The sequence below is a fragment of the Paenibacillus pabuli NBRC 13638 genome, from assembly GCF_001514495.1.
Classification (GTDB): domain Bacteria; phylum Bacillota; class Bacilli; order Paenibacillales; family Paenibacillaceae; genus Paenibacillus; species Paenibacillus pabuli.
Genome location: NZ_BCNM01000021.1, coordinates 75,760 through 100,885, shown reverse-complemented (window position 1 = coordinate 100,885; position 25,126 = coordinate 75,760). Strand labels below are relative to the sequence as shown.

Genomic DNA, 25,126 nt, shown 5'->3' with positions numbered 1-25,126 from the left:
TCGTTTCGGTGGAGGGATTATGGATAAGCAGCATCAGCAGCAAAAAAAATTGGCATGTTTACAGAATCGACTAACACAAATACGCAAAATGGAAAAGCTGAAATCCCGGCGTGAACAGAGACGTTTACCTGAAAAGGTATGTTCACCTGATAAGGTACATTCTCCAGAAAGGGAACAAGGTAGCATCGTTTTGGAAGCCTCATTGGTTTTGCCTGTGTTTTTGTTCTTTGTCATGTTCCTGATTTACATTGTACAGATGACATTGGTATCGACAGCGTTGCAGAGCACAGCAGGTGAAGCAGTGAAGCAATTATCTGCCCAAATATATCCGGTTTCCCTAGTATTCACGCCTTCTGATTCCGCTGGCAATGGAGGTTCGGAAGGTGGATGGAGAGTTCCTGAGTTTTCCCTGAAGGAATGGGCTGAAGAGTATGCCTCTTCGCTACCGGAGCCGTTAAGCGATTGGGTGCGTGCAGCCGCTGCAAGAGGTGAACAACCTTTACAGGAGATCAAAACATCCGTTCTAGAGACCGTTCTTGATCCGGCCGTAAAACCGCTGCTCAAGCCTTTTATTAATACTTCTGTGCTGGATGTAGAGCGTGTGCATGTTAACGGGATTTCCATACCTGATCTCAAAAATAAAACGAATCCTTACTTCCGGCTTGAATTGAGCTATGAATTGCCTGTTAAAGTTCCCTTTCTGGGAAAGTCATTACGCATTCAAGCGGCTGCAGCAGAACGGGTATGGATCGGAGATACCGGAGAAGGCTCCAATAGTAGTGGGGGAGAAGCTGATTCTGCAGGAGCAGCAATCGTGTTATCCAAGCCGGAGCCGGCATACATAGGCAATAATGCGACAATTAAGGTTAAAGTGGAGCCCGGAGCTACAGCAAATTTAACGATTTTTTACAAGTCCGGTGAAAGTTCAGCCAAGCATATCGGATGGGCGACTGCCGATGAACATGGTGTAATTGAGTGGAACTGGTTTGTTGGCACACGTACCACGGAGGGCACCTGGTCATTTGTTGTAGAGACAGCGGATGGTGCGAAGACGGTAACTGAGTTTAATGTGGCTTCCAGAAAATAATGAAGGGGATGATGGAGGTGGAATGGTTTTATTTGGCCTGTGGTCTATACGTAATTGCAGCTTTTGTTACAGACGTTCGTTCGATGAAAATCCCTAATCGTTTAACTATACCAGTTACTGCGGCGGGGTTTCTGGCTCATATCATTTCGGGAGGCTGGGAGGGATTTCTGTTCTCAGCAGTCGGATTCGCAGTTGGGTTCGGTGTGTTGCTTCTGATGTATATGATCGGGGCAGTAGGTGCGGGAGATGTGAAATGGTTTGGTGGAATGGGTGCATGGACGGGGCTGGCCTTTGGTGTTCATGTTATTATTTATTCCGTTTTGTATGCAGGGGCAATCGGCCTGGTCATTCTATTGTTCCGCAGGGATTCAGGGAAGCGAATTCGTGGTATGGCAGGGAATCTTGCGGGTTTCTTCATGCTGGGCTCGCTTAAGTTGGTTAACAAGGAAAAGACGTTGAAGTTTCCCTTTATGCTGGCCGTTTTGCCTGGATTCATCAGTGCCTATTTCTACATGACTTCATAAAAAAGTCTATAGGTGTGTAGAGTTTGGCTAATACCTTATTAACGGTAACGGAAAGAGAGGATTGGCATGTATGGATTAAAGAGAGATTTTATTCGAAATGGCGGGGCATTCATGGTTTTGGAGAAAGAGGAAGGATTGCGGATGGATGAACTGAGCCGCGTGCAGATGGGCATGTTGTCTTCCAATCAGATTCCAAGGCTTCTTCCTGTCCATATCCGGGAACTGGATCGAAATGTAACGCTGCATTATGACATTTCTGGGTACAAGATGTTGTCCCAGATGTTAAAGTCCGGAAAAATAGAGTTGCATGTGTTATATGGTCTGTTGTTTCAACTGGCGGACACCTTCACGGAATGCAGGCAATATATGCTGGACTCCCGTAAATTACAGATGCAGGAAGATTACATATTCATTGATGGTTCAATGGAACAGGGAGAACTTGGCATGGTATACATCCCGATTATGGATACGGTCGAGATAGACCCGACCCCTCAGCAATTCCGTGAACTCGTGATCAGGCTCATGGCCCATGTGCAGGAACTTCAGGGCGAAGGCATTCAGCGTGTCCTCCAGATGTGTGACAGCGAGCACTGGGATATCAGACGGTTGCGTGAGCTATTACTGGAATTATATGCGGATGAGCAGAGCGGTTCAGGCCATGCATCAGTTCTGTCCTCACGTGCTTCGTCCGGATCAGTAGACAGCAAGTTGGATCGTTCACCATTGGTGACGCCTGAGCGGGGAGATGAACTGCTTTCAAGTAGAACTGGCCAAAATCAGTATCGTCAATCCAATCGAAATAATGCTGCTGGGAAGCAGATGAATTCACGTCAGCTACCACAGAAGTCTGTGCCGGAGGAAGAGATTTCGCGCAACAACCATTTTTCGGGCTCTTCCGGAAAACATTCATCAGGAGACTCTTCATTCCATTCCAATGGTGCTAGAGATCCCTCTCAGCATCGAACGTTTGATTCTTTTCAGGGAGAGGTTTTGGAAGAGGAAGAGAAGTCGGGGTCCAAAGTGACCTATATCATTTTGGGCTGTATGGTAGCCATGGCGTTAATATGGAGATTTATTTATATGGAACAGCCCGGTCAGGCACAAATGATTCTATCTGCAGCATTGAGTGTTGCATTGCTTGGAGTTGCGGGTTGGGTATGGGTGACCAAGGGTAAATGGGCAAAATCGAAATCCAATCTGCAAGGCAAAAAGCTGGGGGAAGCAGAAAATGCGGATTTCACTGAAGATAAGGAATGGGAACAGCTGCGTAATGGACGTTTTCAGGTAGAGAGAATAACGGGCGGATTACAGAAGGAGTCATCCAATAAGCGCTCAGCCTTTTTTGGATTGGGCAGAGGAGGTATCAAGCAGAAAGAGAGCAAAGAAGAAATGTTTCAGGAAAGCTGGCGTTGGAATGTTTCGGATATGTCGGCCGAGGGCAGTGTTAAAGGACAAGGTTACACCAATCAGGAAAGTTTTGCTGACATGCACCATTCCCGGTTGGGGAACAATGATGTTTTTGAATCGGAGATACCACTTGTTCAGCATGTTGTCGAAGTCGCGGCTGAGACAGGAGACTTACCCCGTCATAATGCGGGAGCGGATGCAACGGTAAACTTGCAGAGCATGTCCCAAGGTGGCATTACAGGAGCAGGTCCAGTGGTTCCTTCTTTTTATCTTGAACGCAGATCAGCAACCGGAGACAAAAATGAACGGATGGATGTCCGAGGAGCATCGTTTGTCATTGGAAGATCAGCGGATATGGTTCAATGGGTTGATTCAACAACCGGCGTGTCCCGTGCTCATGTGGAATTGAGCCGGAACAAATCGGGCTATGTGATTAAGGACCTGGGTTCTGTGAATGGAACCATTCTTCAGGGCAATGTTCTTGCTCCATACAAAGAGTACCCACTTGAAGATGGGGACACCTTTACGTTGGCTGAGTCTGTTTACACGTATCGATCAGTCGGATAAGCCGCGGTGTTTCAAATCTTCAAGTGCTTTGGTTAATGTAGGGAACGTGAACTGGAATCCGTGATCCAGTGCTTTTTGCGGGATAACCCGCTGTCCTTGAAGAAGCACCACAGAAAGTTCTCCAACCAGTGCCTTGATCAGAACAGCTGGTACGGGAAACCAGTGTGGGCGATGATACACTTTGCCTACCGTGCGCCCAAATTCATCGTTGGTAACCGGGTTGGGTGAAGAGGCGTTTACCGGGCCAGAGATTTCTTTATTATGGATTGTAAAATCAATCAACCGTACAATATCCATAATATGAATCCAACTGGTCCACTGTTTACCACTTCCAACCCTGCCCCCAACGCCAAGCATATAGGGTAATTTCATTAATGGAAAAGCACCTCTTTTATGACCCAATACCAGGCTGACACGAATTTTTACGAGTCTCACATGTTTAATGGCTTCAGCAGCAACTTCCCATTGCTCCGAGACGCGGGAGGGGAAATTCATTGATTGTTGTGGACTGTTCTCATCAAATGTTTCTGTGGAAGAGGTTCCGTAGATTGCCATGGCAGATGCCTGAACGACCACCTCCGGCTTGTGCTCCAGTGAATCTATCAATCTAGCTACACGGGCTACGGTGGTTACTCTGGATTGAACGATCTCCAGCTTCGCTTTGGTTGTCCACCGTTGATTCAACGTTTCCCCGGCAAGGTTAACCAGGGCATCCATTCCTTCCAGCAAATGAGGCTGTTCCTCTACCTGTTCCCATGAAATATATGTAAGGTTGTGGCTAGGGTTATGTAAATCTGGAAGCTTACGTGTAATAACTTTCACATGATGTCCTGCCTGAAGCCAGTAATCCACGAGTGCCCCTCCGACAAAACCAGTACCTCCACAAATTGCAATCTTCATCTTTGACGTCCTCCTTGAAATTCTGCTGGAATGTGATGTGTATTCTCCGATCAACAAACAGCCCCGGATGGTAAGTGCTGCCTGCTGGGAATGGCTTACCTCACGGGGCATGTTGGCCGATATGTAACTGATATAGTGACGCTTCATTGATTGAAAGTAGTACTTCTATTTATTCATCAAATGTTTATAAGGCGAATAGTCAATTTGGTTTTTCTCCAGAAATTTCACCAGAAATTTATTATCCCGCTTCGGTGTGGCGATGATGTATCCTTTAATGCAATGATCTCTGGATACTTCAGACGCATTGTCTTCAACCGCAATTTTACCGATCTCAGCAGCAATAGAATGCTTGGCAATATCGCGAAATGGTCCAGGCACAGGCTCCACAAGCTGGTCCAAAAAAGATTTTGCTTCATCGGTCCACAAGTGGCGGCTGGCTTCCACCCAATAATTCTGCCAATCGAGCTTGGATTTTCCGTCTGCCTTTGGCAGCACTTTCAGAAACTTGCGCATCATAAAAAATCCGCCAACACACATGCTTCCAAGTAAAACAAATGTCCAGAATGCCATCGTATTCATAAACCAATTGCTGGGGGAACTGCTGGTCAACGTCAAAGCGAAGAAGCCGAAAATCATTGCGGAGTCACCTCGGTTCATTGATTTCCACGGAAAGACGGAATCCGCCCGCCCATGTTCCAAATATCAGCTGTAAAAAATAGCCTGTACCCCGAATTATAGCGCATTTCTAGATTTATTTCGATAATCGCGTTAGAATAAGGGATAATTCAGAAAAAGGGGGATCAATGATGCTGAAAATCGGCTCCCATGTGTCCTTTTCGGACAAGGGATTATTAAGTGCAACGAAGGAAGCGGCTTCGTACGGTTCCAGTTCGTTTATGATATATACGGGTGCACCGCAAAATACCCGTCGCAAGCCTATTGAGTCCATGTTTATTGAGGAAGGCAAGCTTGCCATGCAAGAAGGCGGGATGGAAGATATCGTTGTCCATGCGCCATACATTATTAACCTCGGTTCCTACAAAGAAAACACGTATGAGCTCGCAGTAAGTTTCCTTCAGGAAGAGATTCGCCGTACACATGCGATTGGTGTCAAAAATATCGTGCTGCATCCCGGCGCATTTACGGACAAGGATGCTCACTATGGCATCGGACGTATCGCTGAAGGTTTGAATGAAGTGCTGGACGGTGTAAAAGAGACGGATGTAAATATCGCTCTGGAAACGATGGCTGGCAAAGGAACTGAAATGGGCCGCAGCTTTGAAGAGATCGCTCAGATCATGGAGAAGGTTACACACAATGAACGTCTTACGGTATGTATGGACACATGTCACATTCATGACGCAGGTTATGATATCGTGAACGACCTGGATGGTGTTCTTGAACAATTTGATCGTACGGTAGGGCTTGACCGCATTGCCGTAATGCATATTAATGATAGTAAGAACGCTGTGGGTGCGCATAAGGACCGTCATACTCCGATTGGCTCCGGCTGGATAGGTTTTGAGGCGATTAACCGTATCGTGCATCACGAGGCCCTTCAGGGCCGTCCGTTTATTCTGGAGACGCCTTGGATTGGGAAGGAAGCCAAAACACAGCGTCCAATGTATGAAGTGGAGATCGCGCTGCTGCGCGGGGATGTCGCTGGTCGATTCGGTCCGGAATTCCTGACAGAAGTGGAACAATTGCATCACTTCTTCCAAGGAAAAGAGATTGAGTCCCGTTCGTATGTTCTGGATATCTGGACATTGCTCAAAAATGATGCCAAAGCCAAAAAAGCCGATCCGCGTGAGCCTTTGGAACGTCTGTATGACCTTGTGGCTGAAGCTGCACTTTTCCCGCATTTGAGTGAAGAACAACTGAATCATCGTTTGATTGCCTGGCTAGCAGGAAAAGAAATTTTTGTCACGGCCTAGTTGAAGGAGGAAGAATAACCCGATGGAGATTCACGCTAAACAAGTACGTCCTGATGTAAAAAACCGCGCCGATCGGGCGCGGATGCTTATTTCCTGTCCGGATGGACCCGGAATTGTTGCCGCAGTATCGCATTTCCTGCACCAGCATGGTGCAAACATTGTACAGTCGGACCAGTACACCATGGACCCGGCTGGCGGTATGTTTTTCATGCGGATCGAATTCGATCTACCGCAGTTATCATTGAACCTGCCCAAACTGGAAGCGGATTTTGCAGAAGTCGCAGGTCGTTTCAAAATGGATTGGAGTCTTTCTGCGGTTAGCCGCAAGAAGAAACTTGCCATCTTTGTATCCAAGGAAGACCACTGTCTGGTCGAGCTGTTATGGCAATGGCAGGCTGGCGACCTGGATGCAGATATCGCGCTTGTCGTGAGCAATCATCTGGACATGAAGGATTATGTGGAGTCATTTGGCATTCCTTATCATCATATTCCGGTTACAGCAGATACGAAGAAGGATGCGGAACAACGTCAGCTCGACGTCATTGGCGATGATATCGATGTGATTATCCTTGCACGTTACATGCAGATTATCTCCCCAATGTTCATTGAGCATTTCCGCAACCGGATCATTAACATTCATCATTCGTTCCTGCCAGCCTTTGTTGGTGGTAAGCCGTATGCCCAAGCGTACAACCGCGGTGTGAAAATTATCGGTGCAACAGCTCACTATGTTACGGAAGAACTGGATGGCGGACCGATCATTGAACAGGATGTACAGCGTGTCAGCCACGGGGATGATGTAAGTGAACTTAAACGGATTGGACGTACCATTGAGCGTGTAGTTCTTGCTCGCGCTGTCAAATGGCATGTCGAAGATCGTGTTCTGGTTCATGAGAATAAAACGGTTGTATTTTAAGCTGATGCTTTAATACTGTGCAAGGTTGATTCGAAACGATATAATTTCTATTTCTGTCCAAAGAAAAGGCGAATTCCCTAGTCATGTTTGAAAGGGAACTCGCCTTTTTTGGTATGCTGCCAGATCTGTCCGCATATCCCTATTGCCGTACCAAACAACAGATGGCCTGCCAGCCAGTATAGTATCGCTTTCCCATCGTACAGATCGGGCACGCGATTAGACAACTGAGATAGCGGAATATACAGGAGGGAAGAGAGGACGCCGATCAAAATACCTTTGAACATTGGATGCCCCGAACGCTGAACCCACCATATGTAGAACGTGCCAATGACTATGGATACGACAAGATGTAGGGCAAATTCGATGTATTCGGGGAATGTTGACGGAAGCCATGGAACAAAATCGATATTCAATAGCAGGGTGTAAACCTTCTCATCGGTGGAAGCCTCAATGGCTTTTAAAAAGAATCCAAGCACAAATCCGGAAAAGATGCCTGTTAAAATCCCGCATTTCCAGGGTAATATGTGCTTTAACGATTGTATTGGCTTCGTGACTGGTGGCTTCGCAAAATGATGTGGCATGTGTTAATCTCCCCTTCATTTTGAAGTACAACCTGATGTATACCATAGTCTGAATGCTGACCGGATTAAGGACCATTATATGCAAAAACAACTTTGAAATCTAAAAAGAGTATGGTTTTCCGGTTAAAGGTTATACTTCATGCGATGGATTTGCGAGGATCAACGAGCTGGAACCTAAGTTGAAATGCACTGTACAGAGCGTTTTCTTTCCTGCTGGAAACAAATCCCTCGTCACAATCAGCCGAATTTTCCCGATCTTCTAAAAGAAGGTTATGGAAAAGCTTCACGCCAAGTGATACAATACAAAAGTGAATAAGTCAAAATGAAACACTCAAGCGGATTCACTTATTGTGAAATTCGGTTTACTTGTATGATGAGAGGGATTCGCTTGCGCAACCCGACTTATCTAAAGACATGAGGAGGACAAACCATGACTGACAAGAACGAAGCGATTCAAAAGGAAGAGAACAATACGATCGACAACCTGTCGATCACAACCGTACGTACACTGGCGATTGATGCAATCGAGAAGGCAAATTCCGGTCACCCGGGAATGCCTATGGGCTCCGCTCCAATGGGGTACCAACTTTTTGCAAAAACGATGACACATAACCCGGACCACCCAACTTGGGTTAACCGGGACCGTTTTGTGCTGTCTGCAGGACATGGTTCCATGTTGCTGTACAGCTTGCTGCACCTGAGCGGCTACGATCTTCCTATGGAAGAATTGAAACAATTCCGCCAATGGGGAAGCAAAACTCCGGGTCACCCGGAATTCGGACATACTGCAGGCGTTGATGCAACGACTGGCCCACTGGGTCAAGGGATTGCAATGGCTGTAGGTATGGCGATGGCTGAAGCTCAACTGGGCGCAACATACAACAAAGATAAATTCAACGTAATCGACCACTATACTTATGCAATCTGTGGTGACGGTGACTTGATGGAAGGCGTATCCCATGAATCAGCTTCCCTGGCTGGACGTTTGCACCTGGGCAAATTGATCATGTTGTTCGACTCCAATGACATCACTTTGGATGGTAAATTGAATCTGTCTTCTTCCGAAAGCATTGCAAAGCGTTTTGAAGCTTATGGCTGGCAAGTGCTGCGCGTTGAAGATGGTAACGATCTGCCTGCAATCCAAAAAGCAATTGAGGAAGGTCAAGCAGATACGCTTCGTCCTACACTGATTGAAGTTAAAACTGTAATTGGTTACGGTAGCCCGAACAAACAAGGTAAAGGCGGCCACGGCGGTACTCACGGATCTCCACTGGGTGCAGACGAAGCCAAACTAACTAAAGAGTTTTACAAATGGGTTTACGAGGAAGATTTCCACGTTCCAACTGAAGTCCGCGAACACTTTGCACAAGTGAAAGATCGTGGTATCTCTGCAAACAAAGCATGGGACGAGAAATTTGCTGAGTACAAAAAAGCTTTCCCTGAGCTGGCAGCTCAATTTGAAACGGCAATCAATGGCGACCTTCCAGAAGGTTGGGATCGCGATCTGCCTAAATATGCAGCAACAGACAAAGCTGTATCCACTCGTGTAGCATCCGGTAATGCACTGAACGGTCTGGCGCATAACGTACCTAACCTGACAGGCGGATCTGCCGACTTGGAAAGCTCCACAATGACTCACCTGAACAATCTGGAGAACTTCACGCCTGAAGATTACTCCGGTCGCAACATCTACTTCGGTATCCGTGAATTCGGTATGGCTGGAGCAATGAACGGTATGGCACTGCACAGTGGTGTGAAAGTATTCGGAGGTACATTCTTCGTATTTACAGACTATCTGCGTCCAGCTGTTCGTCTGGCTGCCCTGATGGGTCTGCCTGTAACGTACGTCCTGACTCACGACAGTATCGCTGTTGGTGAAGACGGTCCTACCCACGAACCAATCGAGCAATTGGCATCCCTGCGTATCATTCCTAACCTGACGGTTATTCGTCCGGCTGACGGTAATGAAACTTCCGCAGCATGGGCTTATGCGCTTGAGAATAAGAGCAACCCGGTTGCACTCGTACTCACTCGTCAAAACCTGCCGATTCTGGAAGGTACTGTTGAAGGTTCCCGTGAGAACGTAAAACGTGGTGCATATGTTGTCTCTGACGCAAAAGATGGCAAAGCTGTTGCTCAAATCATTGCAACAGGTTCCGAAGTGCAATTGGCTGTTAAAGCTCAAGCAGCACTTGCTGAACAAGGCATCCAAGTTCGTGTAATCAGCATGCCGAGCTGGGATCTGTTCGAGAAACAGGACAAAGCATACAAAGAATCCGTCCTGCTTCCGGATGTTAAAGCTCGTCTGGCGATTGAAATGGCTCACCCAATGGGCTGGGAAAAATATGTCGGCGATCAAGGCGACATTCTCGGAATCAACACATTTGGTGCATCCGCGCCTGGCGACCGTGTGATCCAGGAGTATGGTTTCACTGTGGATAACGTGGTTAGCCGCGTGAATGCATTGCTGTAATAGCTTCATAAGCGCTGCAATGAATGGGATGAGCTCAAGCTGCGAGTCCTGTCCAGGCGGCAAGTGATTTCCGACAGATGAAGGGCGGGCAACCGTCCTGATCTGTTTTGCCTTTTGTTTTCATTAACTTCAGGGGGAGCGGGTACGCATGTCACAGTTTGATCAAGTCAGTGTAGTAAAAGAGGCCAACATTTATTATGGAGGTCAGGTAACCAGCAGAACAGTTATTTTGGGGGATGGCAGCAAGGTGACTCTGGGCATTATGCTACCAGGCAGTTATGAGTTCGGTACGGATTCCCGCGAGATTATGGAGATTCTGTCCGGCGACCTGAGCGTATTGCTTCCCGGAGAAGAAGATTGGCAAGAGATTCAAGGTCAAGCTACGTTCCACGTGCCTGCCGAATCCAAATTCAAACTGGAGATACGCAGCGTTACCGACTACTGCTGTTCGTACCCGGCGGAATAACACAAAAGGGTAACCGGAACCGCAACATGCGGATTCGGTTTACCCTTTTTGCTTCTTGAACTTTAACGACAAAGTTCGGGCTGCAAGCTTGTCAGTCCCGAGGATTTGCAGTATCCTTAGGCTAAGTTGTTTAGAATGGAAAACGGAAAAAAATATGCTACCGATATCAGGAGGTTTTATAGATCATGGCAAAAAAAGTGAAGTTTGACTACAGCACTGCCCTGCAATTCGTCAATCAGCATGAAGTGGACTATTTCGCTGAACCGATTCGTTTGGCTCACGAGCAGCTCCACAACGGAACGGGAACAGGATCGGATTATCTGGGCTGGATTGACCTGCCTACCGCTTATGACAAAGAAGAGTTTTCACGTATCCAAAAAGCGGCTGCCAAAATTCAAAGCGATTCTGAAGTATTGATTGTTATAGGTATCGGTGGATCATACCTTGGTGCTCGTGCAGCGATTGAGATGCTGACGCACTCTTTCTACAACAATCTGCCTAAAGATAAACGCAAAACGCCTGAAATCTATTTTGCTGGAAACAACATCAGCTCCACGTATGTAACTCATTTGCTGGATCTGATTGAAGGCAAAGACTTCTCCGTTAACGTTATCTCCAAATCCGGTACAACAACAGAGCCAGCGATTGCTTTCCGTATCTTCCGTGCTGCACTGGAGAAAAAATACGGTAAAGAAGAAGCTCGCAAACGTATCTACGCAACAACAGACAAAGAGCGCGGTGCACTGAAAAAACTGGCGAATGAAGAAGGCTATGAATCCTTCATTATCCCGGATGATGTAGGTGGACGTTACTCCGTTCTGACGGCTGTAGGTTTGCTGCCAATCGCAGCAGCTGGCATCAGCATCGAAGAAATGATGCAAGGTGCGGCGGATGCTTCCAAAGAATACAGCAACCCGAACGTAGCCGAGAACGAAGCGTATCAATATGCAGCTGTTCGTAACGCATTGTATCGTAAAGGTAAAGGAACAGAAATTCTCGTGAACTACGAGCCATCCCTGCACTTTGTATCCGAGTGGTGGAAACAGCTGTACGGAGAGAGTGAAGGTAAAGACTATAAAGGTATCTATCCTGCATCCGTTGATTTCTCGACTGACTTGCACTCCATGGGTCAATTCATTCAAGAGGGCAGCCGGAACATCTTCGAAACCGTGATTCAGGTTGCTGAAGTATCGGAGCATATCTCCATCGAAGCTGATCCGGATGATCTGGATGGCCTGAATTTCCTGGAAGGTAAAACGATGGACTTTGTTAACAAAAAAGCATTCCAAGGAACACTGCTTGCACACACAGATGGCCAAGTGCCAAACCTGATTGTGAACATTCCGGATATGTCTCCATATTCTTTCGGATATCTGGTATACTTCTTTGAAAAAGCATGCGGCATTAGTGGTTACCTGCTCGGCGTCAATCCATTTGACCAACCAGGTGTGGAAGCTTACAAGAAAAATATGTTCGCTTTGCTGGGCAAACCAGGTTTTGAAGAAGAGAAAGCAGCACTGGAAGCGAGACTTTCCGAATAACTCTTCGGTCTGCTCATATAGTTAAATAAAGTAATGTAATTACATGGGGAGTCATTGTGAAGCAATGATTCCCAATGTTTAAACCAAGGCAGTTCGTCCACGTCCGCGTGGGGAACTGCTTTCTTGTAAAATGGATCAAATTGGAAAGTTGGATAGGGATGATTGAACGTTACCGTACGGTTCGAGGACCGGGCCATCTGGAAATTGTAATCAAAAAGTCGCGATTTATAGGTCATATTATGCCGGTCACGACGGAAGAGGAAGCCAACGCTTTTATTGATGAAATCAAGAAAAAACATTGGAATGCGACTCATAACTGCTCCGCGTATGTGATTGGTGAGCGGGATGAGATCCAGAAGCAATCCGATGATGGCGAACCTAGCGGAACTGCCGGGAAACCGATTCTTGAAGTGATCAAAAATCAGCAATTGAAAAATGTGGCTATTGTGGTTACACGTTACTTTGGAGGAATCATGCTTGGAGCAGGTGGGTTGATTCGCGCTTATACGGATGGAGCAGTTGCAGCCATTGAGGCGGGGAAAGCCATCACCAAAGTACTGCATCGTGAAGTATTTGTTGAACTGGATTACACATGGCTGGGCAAAGTGGAAAATGAATTAAGGAGCCGGGAAGTCCGTACAGGTGAAACTGGATTCACCGATAAGGTTACGTTGACTTGTCTTCCGCCGGATAGTGAAACCGAGGCATTTGTAGCCTGGATCACAGATTTGACGCAAGGGCAATCCCGGATCACGGAGGGACAGCGGCTTTATTTTATTGAAGGGGAATAAAATATATGGCTAGAAGAGCAGTCGAACAGGAGTTGTCGAGGGAGCGGATACTGGAGGCGGCGAGGCATCTTTTTATTACCAAAGGATACCGCGCCATTTCGATGCGAAGCATCGGCCAGCATCTGGGCTATAGTCATGGGTCGCTGTATTATCATTTTAAGGAAAAGGCAGAGCTGTTCTATGCCATCGTGGTTGAAGATTTCAATCATCTGGGGCATTTGCTGCTGCAAGCCATGGTCAGGCCAGTCGTGGGCGGCGTGAGCAAGGTAGAACATATCATGATGGAGTTTATCCGGTTTGGTCTGGAGAACCCGTATCAGTACGAGATCATGTTCATGATTCGGGATGAAGAATTACTATCATATTGTCGTACGGAACAAGGAAGATGCTTTGAATTGTTTGCCTCCATTATTCGGCAATACATGAATGAAGAGGGTTGTACGGAAGAAGATATTCAATGTGTACCACGTACGCTTTTTTTATCCATGCATGGATTCATATCGTATTATATTCAGGACCGTTTGACCTTTGCAGAGATTGAGTCGGCTGCATTGTCTCATGTCAAAGTGCTTTGTCGCAATCTCCAACACCAGCCTGGCGTCCAATAAGGCGCTTTTGTCGCACTCCTATACTTCAGGGCGGTGATTTGTCATAACATTAATTCTTTATAACGTTGTCTTGCGAAAGTTTTTTCGTAAAGAAGACCAAGACAGGCGGATCACATCCTGAAATAGGGTGGACCGCCTGTTTTTGTTTCTAACCTTCCATAAGTTTAAGAAAATATTCCCGCTGACGTGGGCCATCGAATTCGCAAAAATAAATCCCCTGCCATCTGCCAAGCAGTAATCTGCCCTCATGTATAATCACCGTCTGTGAGGGTCCGGTTGTGATTGATTTCAGGTGAGAAGCCGTATTCCCCTCCGCATGCCGATATTCAGGATGCTCCCAAGGAAAGACTTCGTTCAGGCGAAGAAGTACGTCATGCTTGACGTCGGGGTCTGCATTTTCATTAATGGCAATGCCTGCTGTTGTATGTGGACAATAAATCAATACAGTTCCATGCTGCATACCACTGTCACGGACGACCTGCTCTACCTCCCGCGTAATATCTTTCATTTCATCCCGTCGGGATGTTGATACATTTTTTGTATATAACATGCTACACCACTCCTTTTGTCTCAAATTTGTCCCCTAAATTGTACCTTAACCACTACGTTCCAAACAAACCACCTATGGAAGCTGGAATCAAGAATAAGCGAGAGATAAAAGCTTTCTGTTAAAAATGCTGCTTCCGAAGCATATGCTTTGCCGTTATCAACGCATTTAAAATTTGATAAAGGGTCAAAGAGATTTGGGATAACAGCGATCGGAAGGTCGTTCTGGCCGCGTAGTATGAATGTGTTTTTTAGGAAATCCATCTCATATAAGCCCCGATTTATTCAATAAAAGCATTGACGATTAGCACTGCAAACTGGTAAAGTATCAGATAAGCAAAAACCAAGTAGACTAATGGGAATAATGTTAAAGTAATAAAATCCAACTTAGGAAAAAGGTTGTATGAAAACAGGGAGACTGCCGACCGGACATAGAACCGGAGGCTGGGAGGGAATGCAGCAATGAATACCGTTCTTCGTCACAAGGGATGGACTTGGGGATTCCGCAGTACCGTATTGTTATATTTTATCGTACTCATTGTACTTCCAATCATCGGTGTGTACGTCAATTCCTTCTCTGAAGGATGGAGCAACTTTATCCAGAGCATTATGGACCCGATCGCATGGAAAGCTGTGTTATTAACTATCCGGCTGGCCGTTATAGCCACCGTGATTAATGTCGTTCTGGGAACCATGATCGCCTGGGTGCTGACACGTTATCGATTTTTTGGAAGGTCATTCCTGAACAGTCTGGTAGATCTTCCTTTCGCACTGCCAACAGCTGTTGGTGGACTGATGATCATGCTGCTCCTGGGTCCGGTCAGTGCCATTGGGAAACTGGCGGAATCCATGGGGTTTGAAATTGTATTTCACCAGCCTGCAATTGTGATCGCGATGACCTTTGTTACGTTTCCTTTTGTTATTCGTGCGGTGCAGCCTTTACTCGAAGAGATCGATCCTTCGGAGGAAGAAGCATCCTACACGATGGGTGCGTCGAAGGCGCGCACGTTCAGGCAGGTCATTCTTCCGTCCATGGCTCCGGGCATGATTAGTGGTGGGATGCTGGCATTCTCCAGAGCACTGGCCGAATTTGGGGCTGTTGTGCTGGTGGCAGGCAATATTCCGGGAAGAACATTGACGGCTTCCGTATTTATTTACGGCGAGATCGAAAGTGACAATCCAACCGGGGCCGCTGCCGTATCCGTACTGCTCTTAACACTCTCGTTCCTGATCCTCTGGCTGATTAATCTGGTGCAGATGCGGGGGAGAAGACGATGAGGCGACTATTAATCGGACTGACGTTTGCGGTGTTTGTTGTACTGCTGATCATCCCGCTTGGACGTATTTTTATTGGTGCATTTGAAGACGGTGCAGGAGGATTCCTGAAAGGGCTGCTGCGTCCTGAAGCGCTGCATGCCTTGATGATGACAGGGCTTGTTGTACTTGTCGTCACGCTGCTAAATACATTGTTTGGCGTTATGATGGCCATTTATCTGGTTCGGGCCGGATGGCTGAGTGATCGGGTGAAAGGACTGCTGAACAGCATCGTGGATCTGCCCTATGCTGTATCACCAGTCATTGGCGGATTGATGATTGTGTTGCTGCTCGGTCCCAACAGCATTATGGGTGCTTTTTTTGAAGGGATTGGATTCAATGTGGTGTATGCCTTCCCGGGCATGGTCATTGCAACGTTGTTTGTCACATTTCCGCTGATGGTCCGAGAGGTGATGCCTGTCCTGCAGGAGCTTGGATCTCAGCAGGAAGAAGCTGCGTCCACGCTTGGTGCATACGGCTGGAGAACGTTCTGGAGTGTTACTTGGCCATCAATTCGCTGGGCAGTTGTGTACGGTCTTGTGTTGACGGTTGCCCGCTCGCTAGGGGAGTTCGGTGCAGTGCTGGTTGTATCGGGTAACATTATGAACAAAACGCAGACGGCAACAACGCTTGTATATCAGGATGTTGAGAATTTTAACGTAGCTGCCGCAAATGGTGTGGCATTGGTACTGGTTACCTTTTCTGTCGGACTGCTGCTTATGATGGAATGGGCCAAGAAGCGAAAGGAAGTGCATTGAGATGCATGTGGAAGTCCGTGATCTGAACAAACATTTCGGTGATTTTCATGCGGTAAAAGATGTCTCGTTCGATATTGCCAAAGGCCATCTGATCGGATTGCTGGGACCCAGCGGAGGTGGGAAAACATCCATTCTGCGTATGCTGGCGGGTCTGGAGAATCCGGGTTCCGGAGAGATTCGCTTTCATGGGAAAGTCGTAAACCATCTGCCTCCGCAAGAGCGGGGAATCGGATTTGTATTTCAGAACTATGCCTTGTTCAAACATATGACGGTATTTGATAATATCGCCTTTGGACTCAAGGTCAAAAAGACACCCAAAGCCCAGATCCGTGATCGGGTTATGGAGCTTGTGGAATTAACAGGGCTGAAAGGTTTCGAACAGCGTTATCCGCATCAGTTGTCTGGAGGACAGCGTCAGCGTGTCGCTTTTGCCAGAGCGTTGGCCCCGGAGCCGCAGCTGCTGCTGCTGGATGAACCGTTTGCCGCCATTGATGCCAAGATCCGTCAGGAGCTGCGTTCATGGCTCAGAGAGCTGATTGAGCGGGTGGGCATCACTTCGATTTTTGTAACCCATGACCAGGATGAGGCGATTGAAGTTGCCGATGAAATCATGATTATCAGCCAAGGACGGTTGGAGCAGAAGGGCACGCCATGGGATATATACAAGAACCCGGAGACCCCTTTTGTCGCCACATTTATCGGGGAATCTACCGTTGTGGAGGATGCTTCACAGCTTAAGGGCTTCGAACATGCAGTGGAAGGGGAGCGCACACGTGCGCTGATCCGGCCGGAGTATATCGAGATCGGTTTGAAAAATGAGTTCAGCATGTTGTCTGCTACTGAAAAGGGTATCGTCAAACACCTTCATTTCCGCGGAAGTGAATGGATGGTGGAAGTGGAAGTTGAGGGCCATAAACTCATTACGTATCGTTCCCTGGAGAAAACAACCTTGCAAGTCGGTCAGCAGATCCGGGTACTTGTGCATCGGGCATATCTGTTCAATGATTCCGATAGCTGGGTTGTGGAGAACCGATTGAAGGAAGACCCAATGCCGGTCATCATCTGATCAGAAGAACGTGAATCATTCAAGGCATGATCTAGAATTTTGGAGAGAGGTGCTGCCCATGCAGACGAGGAAGAAGAAAAACACACCTTTATATGTTGTCCTCATGCTTCTGCTCGTCTGCATGACCGTCGGATGCAGCAAGCAAGAGGATGCGAGCGAACAGAGCGGGCTATCGGCCGACCAATCCAATACGCTGGTTATCGGTGCTTACAGTGTAGCCAAAGACGCTGTTGGAGAGCTGCTACCCAAATTCAAGGAGGAATGGAAAGCCAAGACGGGGCACACCGTTAACTTTCAGGAATCCTATGAAGCTTCCGGCACACAAGCAAGAGCCATCGTTGGGGGATTCGAAGCCGATGTTGCGCTTTTGGCGATGGAAAGTGATATCGATAAGCTGGTCAAAGCCGATCTGGTCAGCTCCAATTGGAAGCAGGCACCGAATGATGGCATGATCACTCGTTCGATTGTTGTTCTCGGCACAAGAACAGGCAACCCGCTTGGGATTCGTGATTTTGAAGATTTGACCAAGCCGGGGGTTAAGGTGCTCTATCCTAATCCGAAGACGTCGGGCGGAGCCCAATGGGATATTAACGCCATCTACGGTGCAGGGTTGAAGCTATCCGAGGAGCAAGGCAAGAAAGATCCCGCCGTGGCTAAAGGCTTTTTGGAAAAAGTACATGAGAACGTCGAGTCACTGGATAAGAGTGGTCGATCCTCCATGGCGGCTTTCGAATATGGTGTGGGGGATGTAATCGTCACGTATGAGAATGAATTGCTTGCCCGGATTGCCAAGGGTGTACATTATGACATCGTGGTTCCCAAAAATACGATCCTGATTGAAAATCCGGCGGTTGTTGTAGACCAATATGCGGATAAGCATGGCAATCGTGAATTGGCGGAGGCCTTTGTAGCGTATCTGCGTACGCCGGAAGCACAGCGCATTTTTGCCAAGCACGGTTTCCGTTCGGTAGACCCTGAAGTGTTTGCAGAGACGAAATCCTCGTTCCCAACGCCTGAAGGTCTGTTCGATATTAACTACCTCGGTGGATGGGATAAAGTGCGCAGTACACTGTACTCCAAACGAGGCGTATGGTACCAGGTGTTGGCTGGATTATAAACGATACAACGATCACTCGGTTATTGAATTTCAACGATAAAATGATGACCCAAACCTTCATTTCACGATACAAAGTGAGCTGGAGGTTTTTTGCATTTATAGACTAAGATGTTATTTCATTTAAACCCGATAGGTTAAGTTGGAAAAAATCGTTGCAATTTGTCGAATCCTTGCCTATACTATCTAAAAGAACGTTAAATTACAGCGAGGGGAAATATCATAATGAAATCAAAAAAAATGTGGCTGTCATTGATGCTGGTTCTGGTCGTAGCGATCATGAGTGCATGTGGAAGCAGCGGTGACGCAACAAATTCTTCGTCTAATACCGGAGAAAACACAGCAACTACAGATGATGGTCAACCGAAAGACGGCGGCAGCATCATTATTGCTGTTCAGGATGACCCTAAAGTGATGAATCCGATTTATGCGGGTGACCGTGTAACGTTGACGATTGATCAATCCTTATATGCTCCACTGTTCAATGTGAATGATGGCAAAAAAACGTATGTGCTCGCAGACAGCGACAGCTTTTCTGATGATCATCTGACGTATACGTTGAAGTTGAAAGACGGCCTGAAATGGCATGACGGACAGCCTTTGACAGCGGATGATATCGTGTTCACAATGGATAGCATTCTGGATGAGAAACAGCATAGTTCTTCCCGCAGTCAGTATGTTTTTGATGGCAAACCGGTGAAAGTAACCAAGATCGATGACCTGACGGTGGAATTTAAATTGCCGGAAGTGTCAGCTGCTTTTGAAGGAGCATTGGTTTCTTTCTATCCAATTCCCAAACACATTTTTGAAGGCGAAGCCGATATTGAGAAAAGCGATAAAAATAACAACCCGATCGGTTCCGGTCCGTTCAAGTTCAAGGAATACCGTCCGGGCGAATACGTAACACTGGAACGTTTTGATGATTACTTTGCAGGCAAAGCTCATCTGGATAGTGTGACGTATCGTGTAGCGAAAGATCCAAATGCAGCGAACCTGGCTTTGCAAAATGGCGAAATTCAAATGCGTATGGTCGACACACAGGATTACAACAAATTGAATGACACAGGCAAATTCAACATGCTGACTTACCCGGAAGGCCGCTTGCAATACATGGTGTTCAACCTGAACGTGCCTTCGATGCAAAAGAAAGAAGTTCGTCAAGCCATTGCATATGCTTTGGATAAAAATGAACTGATTACCGCTTCGTATTCCTCAGCTGATTTTGCTGAACCGGCTCCGTCGATTCTGACACCGGACACGTTGTACCAAACGGATGATGTCGAGAAGTACGACTACAACCTGGAAAAAGCAAAACAATTGCTGGCTGATGCAGGCGTAAGCAACCTGAAGTTGCGTCTGGCTTACACAAACACCAACAAACCACAAACAAGCCAAGCGCTGTACATTCAGCAAAAGCTGAAAGACGTTGGTATTGAAGTGGAATTGCTGCCGATGGATGGAACGGCGTATGGTAACCGTACACTGGACATGAACAATACAGACTTCGAATTGTCCTTTGGCGGTTATATCATGGGTTATGAGCCAGATGCGTATAAATCTCTCTTCCTGAGTGATGCGGCATACAACTACTCGCATTACAAAAATGCTGATTTCGACAAGCTGTGGAGTGAAGCAGCCGTTGAGATTGACGAAACCAAACGTGGTGATTTGTACAAACAAATCCAACAAACCGTAGCAAACGAAATGACGGTATACCCAATCGCCTACACGAAAGCTGTAGTGGCTGTGGATAACACATACGGCGGCGTTGAAGATGCAAATCCGAAACCAGTCGTGATGCTTGAAGATCTGTCTAAAATCTTTAAAAAATAATCATATAGAATGAACGTATTGTTTGAACCTTTGAGATTCACAAAGAACGTAGAGGGCAGAAATAACCTGAAGAAGCAAAGCGTTCGCCTAAAAGCTTTCTGAAAGAAAGCTGCATCGGAAGCATACGCTATCCCCGGATTTTCCCTTTTTATAAAGGAATCAAAGAAATCTGGGGGTAACAGCGATCGGAAGGTTGTTCTGTCATCGGAGTGGCCAATGTGAATCCTTGGTTCAATCCACATGCGTTCATTCTATATAACAAGCCAATAACGCCGGCCGCGAGGCCGGCGTTGATTCGGAGGTGCCCATGTGAACAACTATATTGTCCGAAGGATCGCACAAGCGATCCCTCTTCTTTTTGTAATCTCCATCGTATCGTTCACCTTGATCAAGCTGGCGCCAGGCGATCCGGTGCTTTCCTTTGTTACCCCAAATATGGGGGCAGAAGATGTGGAGCGTATACGGCAAAATCTTGGGCTGGATCAGCCGATGTATGTGCAATATGTCGTATGGCTCAAAAATGTACTGTCTGGTGATCTGGGTTATTCACTGGTGAACCATCGCCCGGTTGCCGAAATGATTATTGAACGATTGCCCGCTACCTTTGGATTAATGGGAGCATCGCTATTATTATCTTTACTGATTTCCATTCCGCTCAGCATGATTGCAGGTTCGCGTCAGAACAGCCTGTTTGACCGCGGACTCAGCCTGATCTCGTATATCGGGATATCGATTCCAAGCTTCTGGTTCGGCATGATGCTCATCTATTTCTTTGCCGTAGAACTGCACTGGTTGCCCAGCATGGGTATGCGAACGGTAGGTATGGACTCGGCATGGGATATTATCAAACACGGCATTCTGCCATGCACTGTGTTGACCTTCATGAACGTGTCTGTATACATGCGCTATATTCGTTCGAATACGATCAGTCAATTGGAAGAGGACTATGTTCAGATTCAGTATGCATATGGTGCAACCAAGGGAACGGTACTGCTTCGTCATGTGCTGAAAAATGTACTGCTGCCCGTAATCACCATTCTGGGCATGTCTTTGCCGGAGCTGATTGCGGGAGCATTTATTACGGAGTCCGTTTTCTCGTGGCCGGGAATGGGATCTCTCGGGATTTCAGCCGTTCACGGCCTGGATTACCCAATTATTATGGGCATTACGATGATGTCCTCTGTGCTGCTGGTTGTCGGAAACCTGGTAGCTGATATTTTATATGGCGTGGTAGATCCACGAATCAAGACAACGGGGTGAGACAAGAATGAATTCAATGCGCTGGCGTAATTTACGGACGCAGTTCCGGCAGCAGAAACTGGGCCTTGCGGCTGTCATCATATTGGGCATCTTTGTGCTCGCATCCCTGTTTGCATTTCTGTCTCCACATGATCCGAATGAAATTGTGGTCATGGAGCGGCTTCAACAGCCGAGTGCAGATCACTGGTTTGGTACGGATGATTACGGACGGGATTATTTGGCCCGGGCGTTGTACGGGGGACGGGTGTCTCTCGCCGTAGGTTTCCTGTCGATGGCAATCGCGGTTATTGTAGGTACACTTGTAGGTACGGTTAGTGGTTATTTTGGCGGCTGGGTGGATAACACGTTGATGCGTATTGTTGATGTGCTCATGTCGATTCCATCCTTCTTCCTGATGTTAATCCTGAACGCCTATCTGAAGCCGGGGATCGGTACGATTATTGTCATTATCGGGGTGTTAAGCTGGATGAACATTGCCCGGATTGTCAGGGCAGAAGCGATGTCGGTCAAGCAGCGGGAATATGTACTTTATGCGCGTGTATCGGGTCAGAAGCCGGGCCGGATTATTATGAAACACATCATTCCCAACGTTATGCCCACCATTATTGTGGCTGCCACAATCAACATCGCAAGTGCGATTCTGATGGAATCGTCGCTAAGCTTCCTCGGACTGGGTGTCAAACAGCCGAACTCCTCTTGGGGCAGCATGTTGAACGATGCGCAGGGCTTTATTAGTGAAGCGCCGTATATGGCGATCTTCCCGGGACTGTTTATTTTGCTGACGGTGCTGTCGTTTAACTTCCTCGGGGACGTGTTCCGCGTAGCCTTCGAGCCGAAAGCGAACAAGCGATAGAGGATTTTTTACTGCCAACAGTTTTTGAAATATAGAAGTTGAGTTTTCATTTACACATAGATTTATGACAACCCATATCATGTACACAGCGGGGTGAATACAACAATGACAGATTTATTATCGGTCAAACAACTGAAAACGTCTTTTGCAACCCGGGAAGGTGAGGTACAGTCCGTTCGGGGTGTGAGTTTTACGTTAAATGAAGGCGAAGTGGTTGGACTGGTCGGCGAGTCCGGCAGCGGCAAAAGTGTAACCGCACGTTCGCTGATCCGACTGATCCAGCCGCCGGGCCACATTACGGATGGTCAGATTCTGTTCCGTGGAGAGGATTTGCTGACCAAGTCAGACAAGGAACTGCGCAAAATCCGGGGCAACCGCATTTCGATGATTTTCCAGGACCCAATGACATCACTTAATCCAGTGGTTCGCGTAGGCAAACAGATGACAGAGGTCATTCGTCGCCACCGAAAAATGGACAAGTCGGCTGCACGCAAGGAAGCAATTGAACTGCTGCGACAAGTGGGCATTCCATCTCCGGAAGAACGGATTGACCAATATCCACATGAATTCAGCGGAGGCATGAGACAGCGGGTAATGATCGCCATGGCCTTGTCCTGCAAACCGGAGTTATTGATCGCTGATGAACCGACGACAGCCCTGGATGTGACCATTCAGGCACAGATCTTGCAGCTGATGCAGGAACTGAAAGAATCCACGCAGACATCCATTCTGATGATTACGCATGACCTTGGTGTCGTTGCTCAGGTCTGTACCCGTGTGATTGTGATGTACGGCGGACTCATTATGGAAGAAGGGCCTGTGGAACGTATTTTCGCTCGTCCGCAGCATCCGTATACGCAGGGGTTGCTGCGTTCCATTCCGAAACCGGGTGAGGAAGGTGGACGCCAGCGACTGGCAACCATTGAAGGTACACCGCCCAATCTGCTTCATCCGCCAACCGGGTGCCCGTTTATGGAACGCTGCCCGCACGCCATGGAGGTATGCAAGCAGATGCCTGCGTACACCGAGACTGCGCCCGGTCATAGAGCGCTATGCTGGTTGCTGGACGATCAGGGTCGGGAACAGCATCAAGTACAAGCAGATGCAGCGTCAGAGGAGGTGGAGAAATGAGTTCAGGAATAGATCAGCGTGAAGTACTGCTGGACGTGCGTGGATTGAAAAAACACTTTCCGGTCCGTGGTGCTGGCAAAAGCAAAGACGTCGTGAAAGCCGTGGATAACGTCAGTTTTCATATTCACAAGGGAGAGACATTTGGGCTGGTTGGAGAATCTGGCTGTGGTAAATCAACGACTGGACGCAGCATTGTGAGACTCTTTGATGTAACGGACGGAAGCATTATGTTTGGCGGACAGGATGTTGCCAAGATGAATGAACGCCAGTTGAAGCCGTTTCGCAAACGAATGCAGACGATATTCCAGGACCCTTATTCTTCACTGAATCCGGGAATGAATGTCCTGCAGATTATTAGTGAGCCGATGGAAATTCATAATTATGCTTCCAAGGCAGAAATGAAGGGACGAGCGCTTGACCTCATGAACCGTGTTGGCCTGAAACCAGAACACGCGGAGCGTTATCCGCATGAATTCAGTGGCGGGCAGCGTCAACGGATCAGTATTGCACGTGCATTGTCGGTGAACCCGGAGTTTATTTTATGTGACGAGCCCTTGTCCGCCCTGGATGTATCTGTACAGGCACAGGTGGTCAATATGCTTGAAGATTTGCAGGCAGAGATGGGGCTGACTTATTTGTTTATTGCCCATGATCTGTCGATGGTACGCCACATTTCGAACCGGATCGGTGTGATGTATCGCGGCAAACTGGTGGAAGTTGCACCAACAGAAGAACTGTACCGTAATCCGGTACATCCTTACACCCAGGCACTACTTGCGGCAATTCCTGTTCCTGATCCAAGCGTTCGGAACGTGGCGCCGCCGATCTATAGCGGAGATACGGATCCTTCCGCCAGGGGACGGGATGAAGAACCGGAGTGGATGGAAGTTTCGCCAGGACACTTTGTATCCGGATATCGGGACAGGATATAATGGATTAGGAATATGTTGACAGGAAGGTGTGAGTTGGATGAGTGCTGAGTTGAAGTTATCCCAAAATACAGCTATTCGGTTGGAGCAAGCCCGTGGCAAAGGCATGTCAGATGCAGCCTTGTTAGAAGCAATACAGGCCAAAGATGTTGCTGCCTTTGATGCCGTGTCTGAGGAGCACTACAGATATGATGATTTTTTCTCCTATGCGGATGAGCATGGCGAGAATCTGGAAGGTGCGGTCAAAGACGGTTACCGGATTACCTTTAACACTCGTGGTGGTCTGGGGATATATTTGGAGAAGGCCTTTGGATTACAGCTGGAGAAAGACTTTACTGTTGGTGAAGGCATTGTAACCGGGTTGAAATTAAAACCGGAGCAGGCAGATATGCTGGCAAAACGGCTTGCCTCGAATTGGGTCATTACCGAATCGAAGGAAGTGCCTGAGGGTCAGGAATTGACATTGAAGCTGAGGGCTTTCGTTTAGTTCATAGCGAATCAACATATAGGAAGTCTGACTGCGAAAT

General features: G+C 47.4%; 24 protein-coding genes. 20 read left to right on the top strand and 4 right to left on the bottom strand.

The features are described from left to right. The first annotated feature begins 19 nt into the window (after positions 1 to 19). The 3 genes from PPA03S_RS24890 (at position 20) to PPA03S_RS24880 (ending at position 3,585) form a co-directional block, all read left to right on the top strand. Entirely contained in the window at positions 20 to 1,087 is a 1,068-nt protein-coding gene (locus PPA03S_RS24890; RefSeq protein WP_062326919.1) for a TadE/TadG family type IV pilus assembly protein, read from the top strand. An 11-nt stretch (positions 1,088 to 1,098) separates the two neighbouring features. After that, positions 1,099 to 1,611 (top strand): A24 family peptidase, encoded by a 513-nt coding sequence (locus PPA03S_RS24885; RefSeq protein ID WP_062326994.1) that lies wholly within the window; start codon positions 1,099 to 1,101, stop codon positions 1,609 to 1,611. A 66-nt stretch (positions 1,612 to 1,677) separates the two neighbouring features. Further along, positions 1,678 to 3,585 (top strand): DUF6382 and FHA domain-containing protein, encoded by a 1,908-nt coding sequence (locus PPA03S_RS24880; RefSeq protein WP_062326918.1) that lies wholly within the window; start codon positions 1,678 to 1,680, stop codon positions 3,583 to 3,585. On the opposite strand, the gene PPA03S_RS24875 is transcribed toward PPA03S_RS24880, so the two are convergent. Continuing rightward, positions 3,574 to 4,485 carry a TIGR01777 family oxidoreductase gene (locus PPA03S_RS24875; RefSeq protein ID WP_062326916.1) on the bottom strand — a complete coding sequence of 304 codons (912 nt, stop codon included), beginning with the start codon at positions 4,483 to 4,485 and terminating at the stop codon, positions 3,574 to 3,576. The genes PPA03S_RS24880 and PPA03S_RS24875 overlap by 12 nt on opposite strands. Positions 4,486 to 4,650: 165 nt before the next feature. After that, positions 4,651 to 5,121, bottom strand: a complete 471-nt coding sequence (locus PPA03S_RS24870) for a DUF2621 domain-containing protein (protein ID WP_062326914.1) — start codon at positions 5,119 to 5,121, stop codon at positions 4,651 to 4,653. 170 nt (positions 5,122 to 5,291) lie between these two features. Between PPA03S_RS24870 and PPA03S_RS24865 the strand changes: the two genes are divergently transcribed. Together PPA03S_RS24865 and purU are read left to right on the top strand one after the other, a co-directional pair. Further along, positions 5,292 to 6,419 (top strand): deoxyribonuclease IV, encoded by a 1,128-nt coding sequence (locus PPA03S_RS24865; RefSeq protein WP_062326912.1) that lies wholly within the window; start codon positions 5,292 to 5,294, stop codon positions 6,417 to 6,419. Positions 6,420 to 6,441: 22 nt separating this feature from the next. Next, positions 6,442 to 7,335: a formyltetrahydrofolate deformylase gene (gene purU, locus PPA03S_RS24860; protein WP_062326910.1), complete on the top strand. Its 894-nt coding sequence runs from the start codon at positions 6,442 to 6,444 to the stop codon at positions 7,333 to 7,335. Positions 7,336 to 7,412: 77 nt separating this feature from the next. Here the strand turns inward: purU and PPA03S_RS24855 are convergent, their stop codons facing one another. Next, positions 7,413 to 7,916 (bottom strand): hypothetical protein, encoded by a 504-nt coding sequence (locus tag PPA03S_RS24855; protein ID WP_062326908.1) that lies wholly within the window; start codon positions 7,914 to 7,916, stop codon positions 7,413 to 7,415. 430 nt (positions 7,917 to 8,346) lie between these two features. On the opposite strand from PPA03S_RS24855, the gene tkt reads away from it, so the two are divergent. From tkt to PPA03S_RS24830, 5 genes are all read left to right on the top strand, one after another. After that, the gene (gene tkt / locus PPA03S_RS24850) at positions 8,347 to 10,389 is read left to right on the top strand and encodes a transketolase (protein WP_062326906.1); all 2,043 of its coding nucleotides are present in this window, start codon (positions 8,347 to 8,349) and stop codon (positions 10,387 to 10,389) included. Positions 10,390 to 10,537: 148 nt separating this feature from the next. Beyond that, positions 10,538 to 10,855: a pyrimidine/purine nucleoside phosphorylase gene (ppnP, locus tag PPA03S_RS24845; RefSeq protein ID WP_062326904.1), complete on the top strand. Its 318-nt coding sequence runs from the start codon at positions 10,538 to 10,540 to the stop codon at positions 10,853 to 10,855. Positions 10,856 to 11,040: 185 nt separating this feature from the next. Next, positions 11,041 to 12,396, top strand: a complete 1,356-nt coding sequence (locus tag PPA03S_RS24840) for a glucose-6-phosphate isomerase (protein ID WP_062326903.1) — start codon at positions 11,041 to 11,043, stop codon at positions 12,394 to 12,396. 158 nt (positions 12,397 to 12,554) lie between these two features. Further along, positions 12,555 to 13,187 (top strand): YigZ family protein, encoded by a 633-nt coding sequence (locus tag PPA03S_RS24835; protein ID WP_062326901.1) that lies wholly within the window; start codon positions 12,555 to 12,557, stop codon positions 13,185 to 13,187. 5 nt (positions 13,188 to 13,192) lie between these two features. Beyond that, positions 13,193 to 13,795, top strand: a complete 603-nt coding sequence (locus PPA03S_RS24830) for a TetR/AcrR family transcriptional regulator (protein ID WP_062326899.1) — start codon at positions 13,193 to 13,195, stop codon at positions 13,793 to 13,795. A gap of 148 nt (positions 13,796 to 13,943) precedes the next feature. Here the strand turns inward: PPA03S_RS24830 and PPA03S_RS24825 are convergent, their stop codons facing one another. Next, positions 13,944 to 14,345, bottom strand: a complete 402-nt coding sequence (locus tag PPA03S_RS24825) for a secondary thiamine-phosphate synthase enzyme YjbQ (protein WP_062326897.1) — start codon at positions 14,343 to 14,345, stop codon at positions 13,944 to 13,946. 458 nt (positions 14,346 to 14,803) lie between these two features. Here PPA03S_RS24825 and cysT point away from each other — a divergent pair, with 458 nt between their 5' ends. From cysT to PPA03S_RS24770, 10 genes are all read left to right on the top strand, one after another. Then, complete coding sequence (gene cysT / locus PPA03S_RS24815; RefSeq protein WP_062326892.1) at positions 14,804 to 15,619, top strand: sulfate ABC transporter permease subunit CysT; 816 nt, start codon at positions 14,804 to 14,806, stop codon at positions 15,617 to 15,619. Further along, positions 15,616 to 16,413 (top strand): sulfate ABC transporter permease subunit, encoded by a 798-nt coding sequence (locus PPA03S_RS24810; protein WP_062326890.1) that lies wholly within the window; start codon positions 15,616 to 15,618, stop codon positions 16,411 to 16,413. The genes cysT and PPA03S_RS24810 overlap by 4 nt, the downstream gene beginning before the upstream one ends. Before the next feature lies 1 nt (position 16,414). Next, positions 16,415 to 17,479: a sulfate/molybdate ABC transporter ATP-binding protein gene (locus tag PPA03S_RS24805; protein WP_062326888.1), complete on the top strand. Its 1,065-nt coding sequence runs from the start codon at positions 16,415 to 16,417 to the stop codon at positions 17,477 to 17,479. 58 nt (positions 17,480 to 17,537) lie between these two features. Continuing rightward, a complete protein-coding gene (locus PPA03S_RS24800) occupies positions 17,538 to 18,596 on the top strand; it encodes a sulfate ABC transporter substrate-binding protein (RefSeq protein ID WP_062326886.1) in 1,059 nt (352 codons plus the stop codon). 222 nt (positions 18,597 to 18,818) lie between these two features. Further along, complete coding sequence (locus PPA03S_RS24795) at positions 18,819 to 20,426, top strand: ABC transporter substrate-binding protein (protein WP_062326884.1); 1,608 nt, start codon at positions 18,819 to 18,821, stop codon at positions 20,424 to 20,426. Positions 20,427 to 20,735: 309 nt separating this feature from the next. After that, positions 20,736 to 21,686: an ABC transporter permease gene (locus PPA03S_RS24790; protein ID WP_062326882.1), complete on the top strand. Its 951-nt coding sequence runs from the start codon at positions 20,736 to 20,738 to the stop codon at positions 21,684 to 21,686. Between the two features lie 7 nt (positions 21,687 to 21,693). Then, the gene (locus PPA03S_RS24785) at positions 21,694 to 22,539 is read left to right on the top strand and encodes an ABC transporter permease (protein ID WP_062326880.1); all 846 of its coding nucleotides are present in this window, start codon (positions 21,694 to 21,696) and stop codon (positions 22,537 to 22,539) included. Positions 22,540 to 22,644: 105 nt separating this feature from the next. Next, positions 22,645 to 23,670 (top strand): ABC transporter ATP-binding protein, encoded by a 1,026-nt coding sequence (locus PPA03S_RS24780; RefSeq protein ID WP_062326878.1) that lies wholly within the window; start codon positions 22,645 to 22,647, stop codon positions 23,668 to 23,670. Further along, a complete protein-coding gene (locus PPA03S_RS24775; RefSeq protein ID WP_062326876.1) occupies positions 23,667 to 24,602 on the top strand; it encodes an ABC transporter ATP-binding protein in 936 nt (311 codons plus the stop codon). Before PPA03S_RS24780 ends, PPA03S_RS24775 begins: the two co-directional genes overlap by 4 nt. 37 nt (positions 24,603 to 24,639) lie before the next feature. Beyond that, positions 24,640 to 25,086 (top strand): hypothetical protein, encoded by a 447-nt coding sequence (locus PPA03S_RS24770; RefSeq protein WP_062326874.1) that lies wholly within the window; start codon positions 24,640 to 24,642, stop codon positions 25,084 to 25,086. The last annotated feature ends 40 nt before the right edge of the window (positions 25,087 to 25,126 follow it).

What these genes read in the sequence shown, in the direction of transcription:
- PPA03S_RS24825 (WP_062326897.1), bottom strand. Translation starts at nt 14,345, where the DNA reads ATGTTATATACAAAAAATGTATCAACATCCCGACGGGATGAAATGAAA.
- PPA03S_RS24870 (WP_062326914.1), bottom strand. Translation starts at nt 5,121, where the DNA reads ATGATTTTCGGCTTCTTCGCTTTGACGTTGACCAGCAGTTCCCCCAGC.
- PPA03S_RS24855 (WP_062326908.1), bottom strand. Translation starts at nt 7,916, where the DNA reads ATGCCACATCATTTTGCGAAGCCACCAGTCACGAAGCCAATACAATCG.
- PPA03S_RS24840 (WP_062326903.1), top strand. Translation starts at nt 11,041, where the DNA reads ATGGCAAAAAAAGTGAAGTTTGACTACAGCACTGCCCTGCAATTCGTC.
- PPA03S_RS24885 (WP_062326994.1), top strand. Translation starts at nt 1,099, where the DNA reads ATGGAGGTGGAATGGTTTTATTTGGCCTGTGGTCTATACGTAATTGCA.
- PPA03S_RS24875 (WP_062326916.1), bottom strand. Translation starts at nt 4,485, where the DNA reads ATGAAGATTGCAATTTGTGGAGGTACTGGTTTTGTCGGAGGGGCACTC.
- PPA03S_RS24785 (WP_062326880.1), top strand. Translation starts at nt 21,694, where the DNA reads ATGAATTCAATGCGCTGGCGTAATTTACGGACGCAGTTCCGGCAGCAG.
- PPA03S_RS24865 (WP_062326912.1), top strand. Translation starts at nt 5,292, where the DNA reads ATGCTGAAAATCGGCTCCCATGTGTCCTTTTCGGACAAGGGATTATTA.
- cysT (WP_062326892.1), top strand. Translation starts at nt 14,804, where the DNA reads ATGAATACCGTTCTTCGTCACAAGGGATGGACTTGGGGATTCCGCAGT.
- PPA03S_RS24835 (WP_062326901.1), top strand. Translation starts at nt 12,555, where the DNA reads ATGATTGAACGTTACCGTACGGTTCGAGGACCGGGCCATCTGGAAATT.
- ppnP (WP_062326904.1), top strand. Translation starts at nt 10,538, where the DNA reads ATGTCACAGTTTGATCAAGTCAGTGTAGTAAAAGAGGCCAACATTTAT.
- tkt (WP_062326906.1), top strand. Translation starts at nt 8,347, where the DNA reads ATGACTGACAAGAACGAAGCGATTCAAAAGGAAGAGAACAATACGATC.
- PPA03S_RS24780 (WP_062326878.1), top strand. Translation starts at nt 22,645, where the DNA reads ATGACAGATTTATTATCGGTCAAACAACTGAAAACGTCTTTTGCAACC.
- PPA03S_RS24830 (WP_062326899.1), top strand. Translation starts at nt 13,193, where the DNA reads ATGGCTAGAAGAGCAGTCGAACAGGAGTTGTCGAGGGAGCGGATACTG.
- PPA03S_RS24890 (WP_062326919.1), top strand. Translation starts at nt 20, where the DNA reads ATGGATAAGCAGCATCAGCAGCAAAAAAAATTGGCATGTTTACAGAAT.
- PPA03S_RS24810 (WP_062326890.1), top strand. Translation starts at nt 15,616, where the DNA reads ATGAGGCGACTATTAATCGGACTGACGTTTGCGGTGTTTGTTGTACTG.
- PPA03S_RS24880 (WP_062326918.1), top strand. Translation starts at nt 1,678, where the DNA reads ATGTATGGATTAAAGAGAGATTTTATTCGAAATGGCGGGGCATTCATG.
- PPA03S_RS24770 (WP_062326874.1), top strand. Translation starts at nt 24,640, where the DNA reads ATGAGTGCTGAGTTGAAGTTATCCCAAAATACAGCTATTCGGTTGGAG.
- PPA03S_RS24775 (WP_062326876.1), top strand. Translation starts at nt 23,667, where the DNA reads ATGAGTTCAGGAATAGATCAGCGTGAAGTACTGCTGGACGTGCGTGGA.
- PPA03S_RS24805 (WP_062326888.1), top strand. Translation starts at nt 16,415, where the DNA reads ATGCATGTGGAAGTCCGTGATCTGAACAAACATTTCGGTGATTTTCAT.
- purU (WP_062326910.1), top strand. Translation starts at nt 6,442, where the DNA reads ATGGAGATTCACGCTAAACAAGTACGTCCTGATGTAAAAAACCGCGCC.
- PPA03S_RS24795 (WP_062326884.1), top strand. Translation starts at nt 18,819, where the DNA reads ATGAAATCAAAAAAAATGTGGCTGTCATTGATGCTGGTTCTGGTCGTA.
- PPA03S_RS24800 (WP_062326886.1), top strand. Translation starts at nt 17,538, where the DNA reads ATGCAGACGAGGAAGAAGAAAAACACACCTTTATATGTTGTCCTCATG.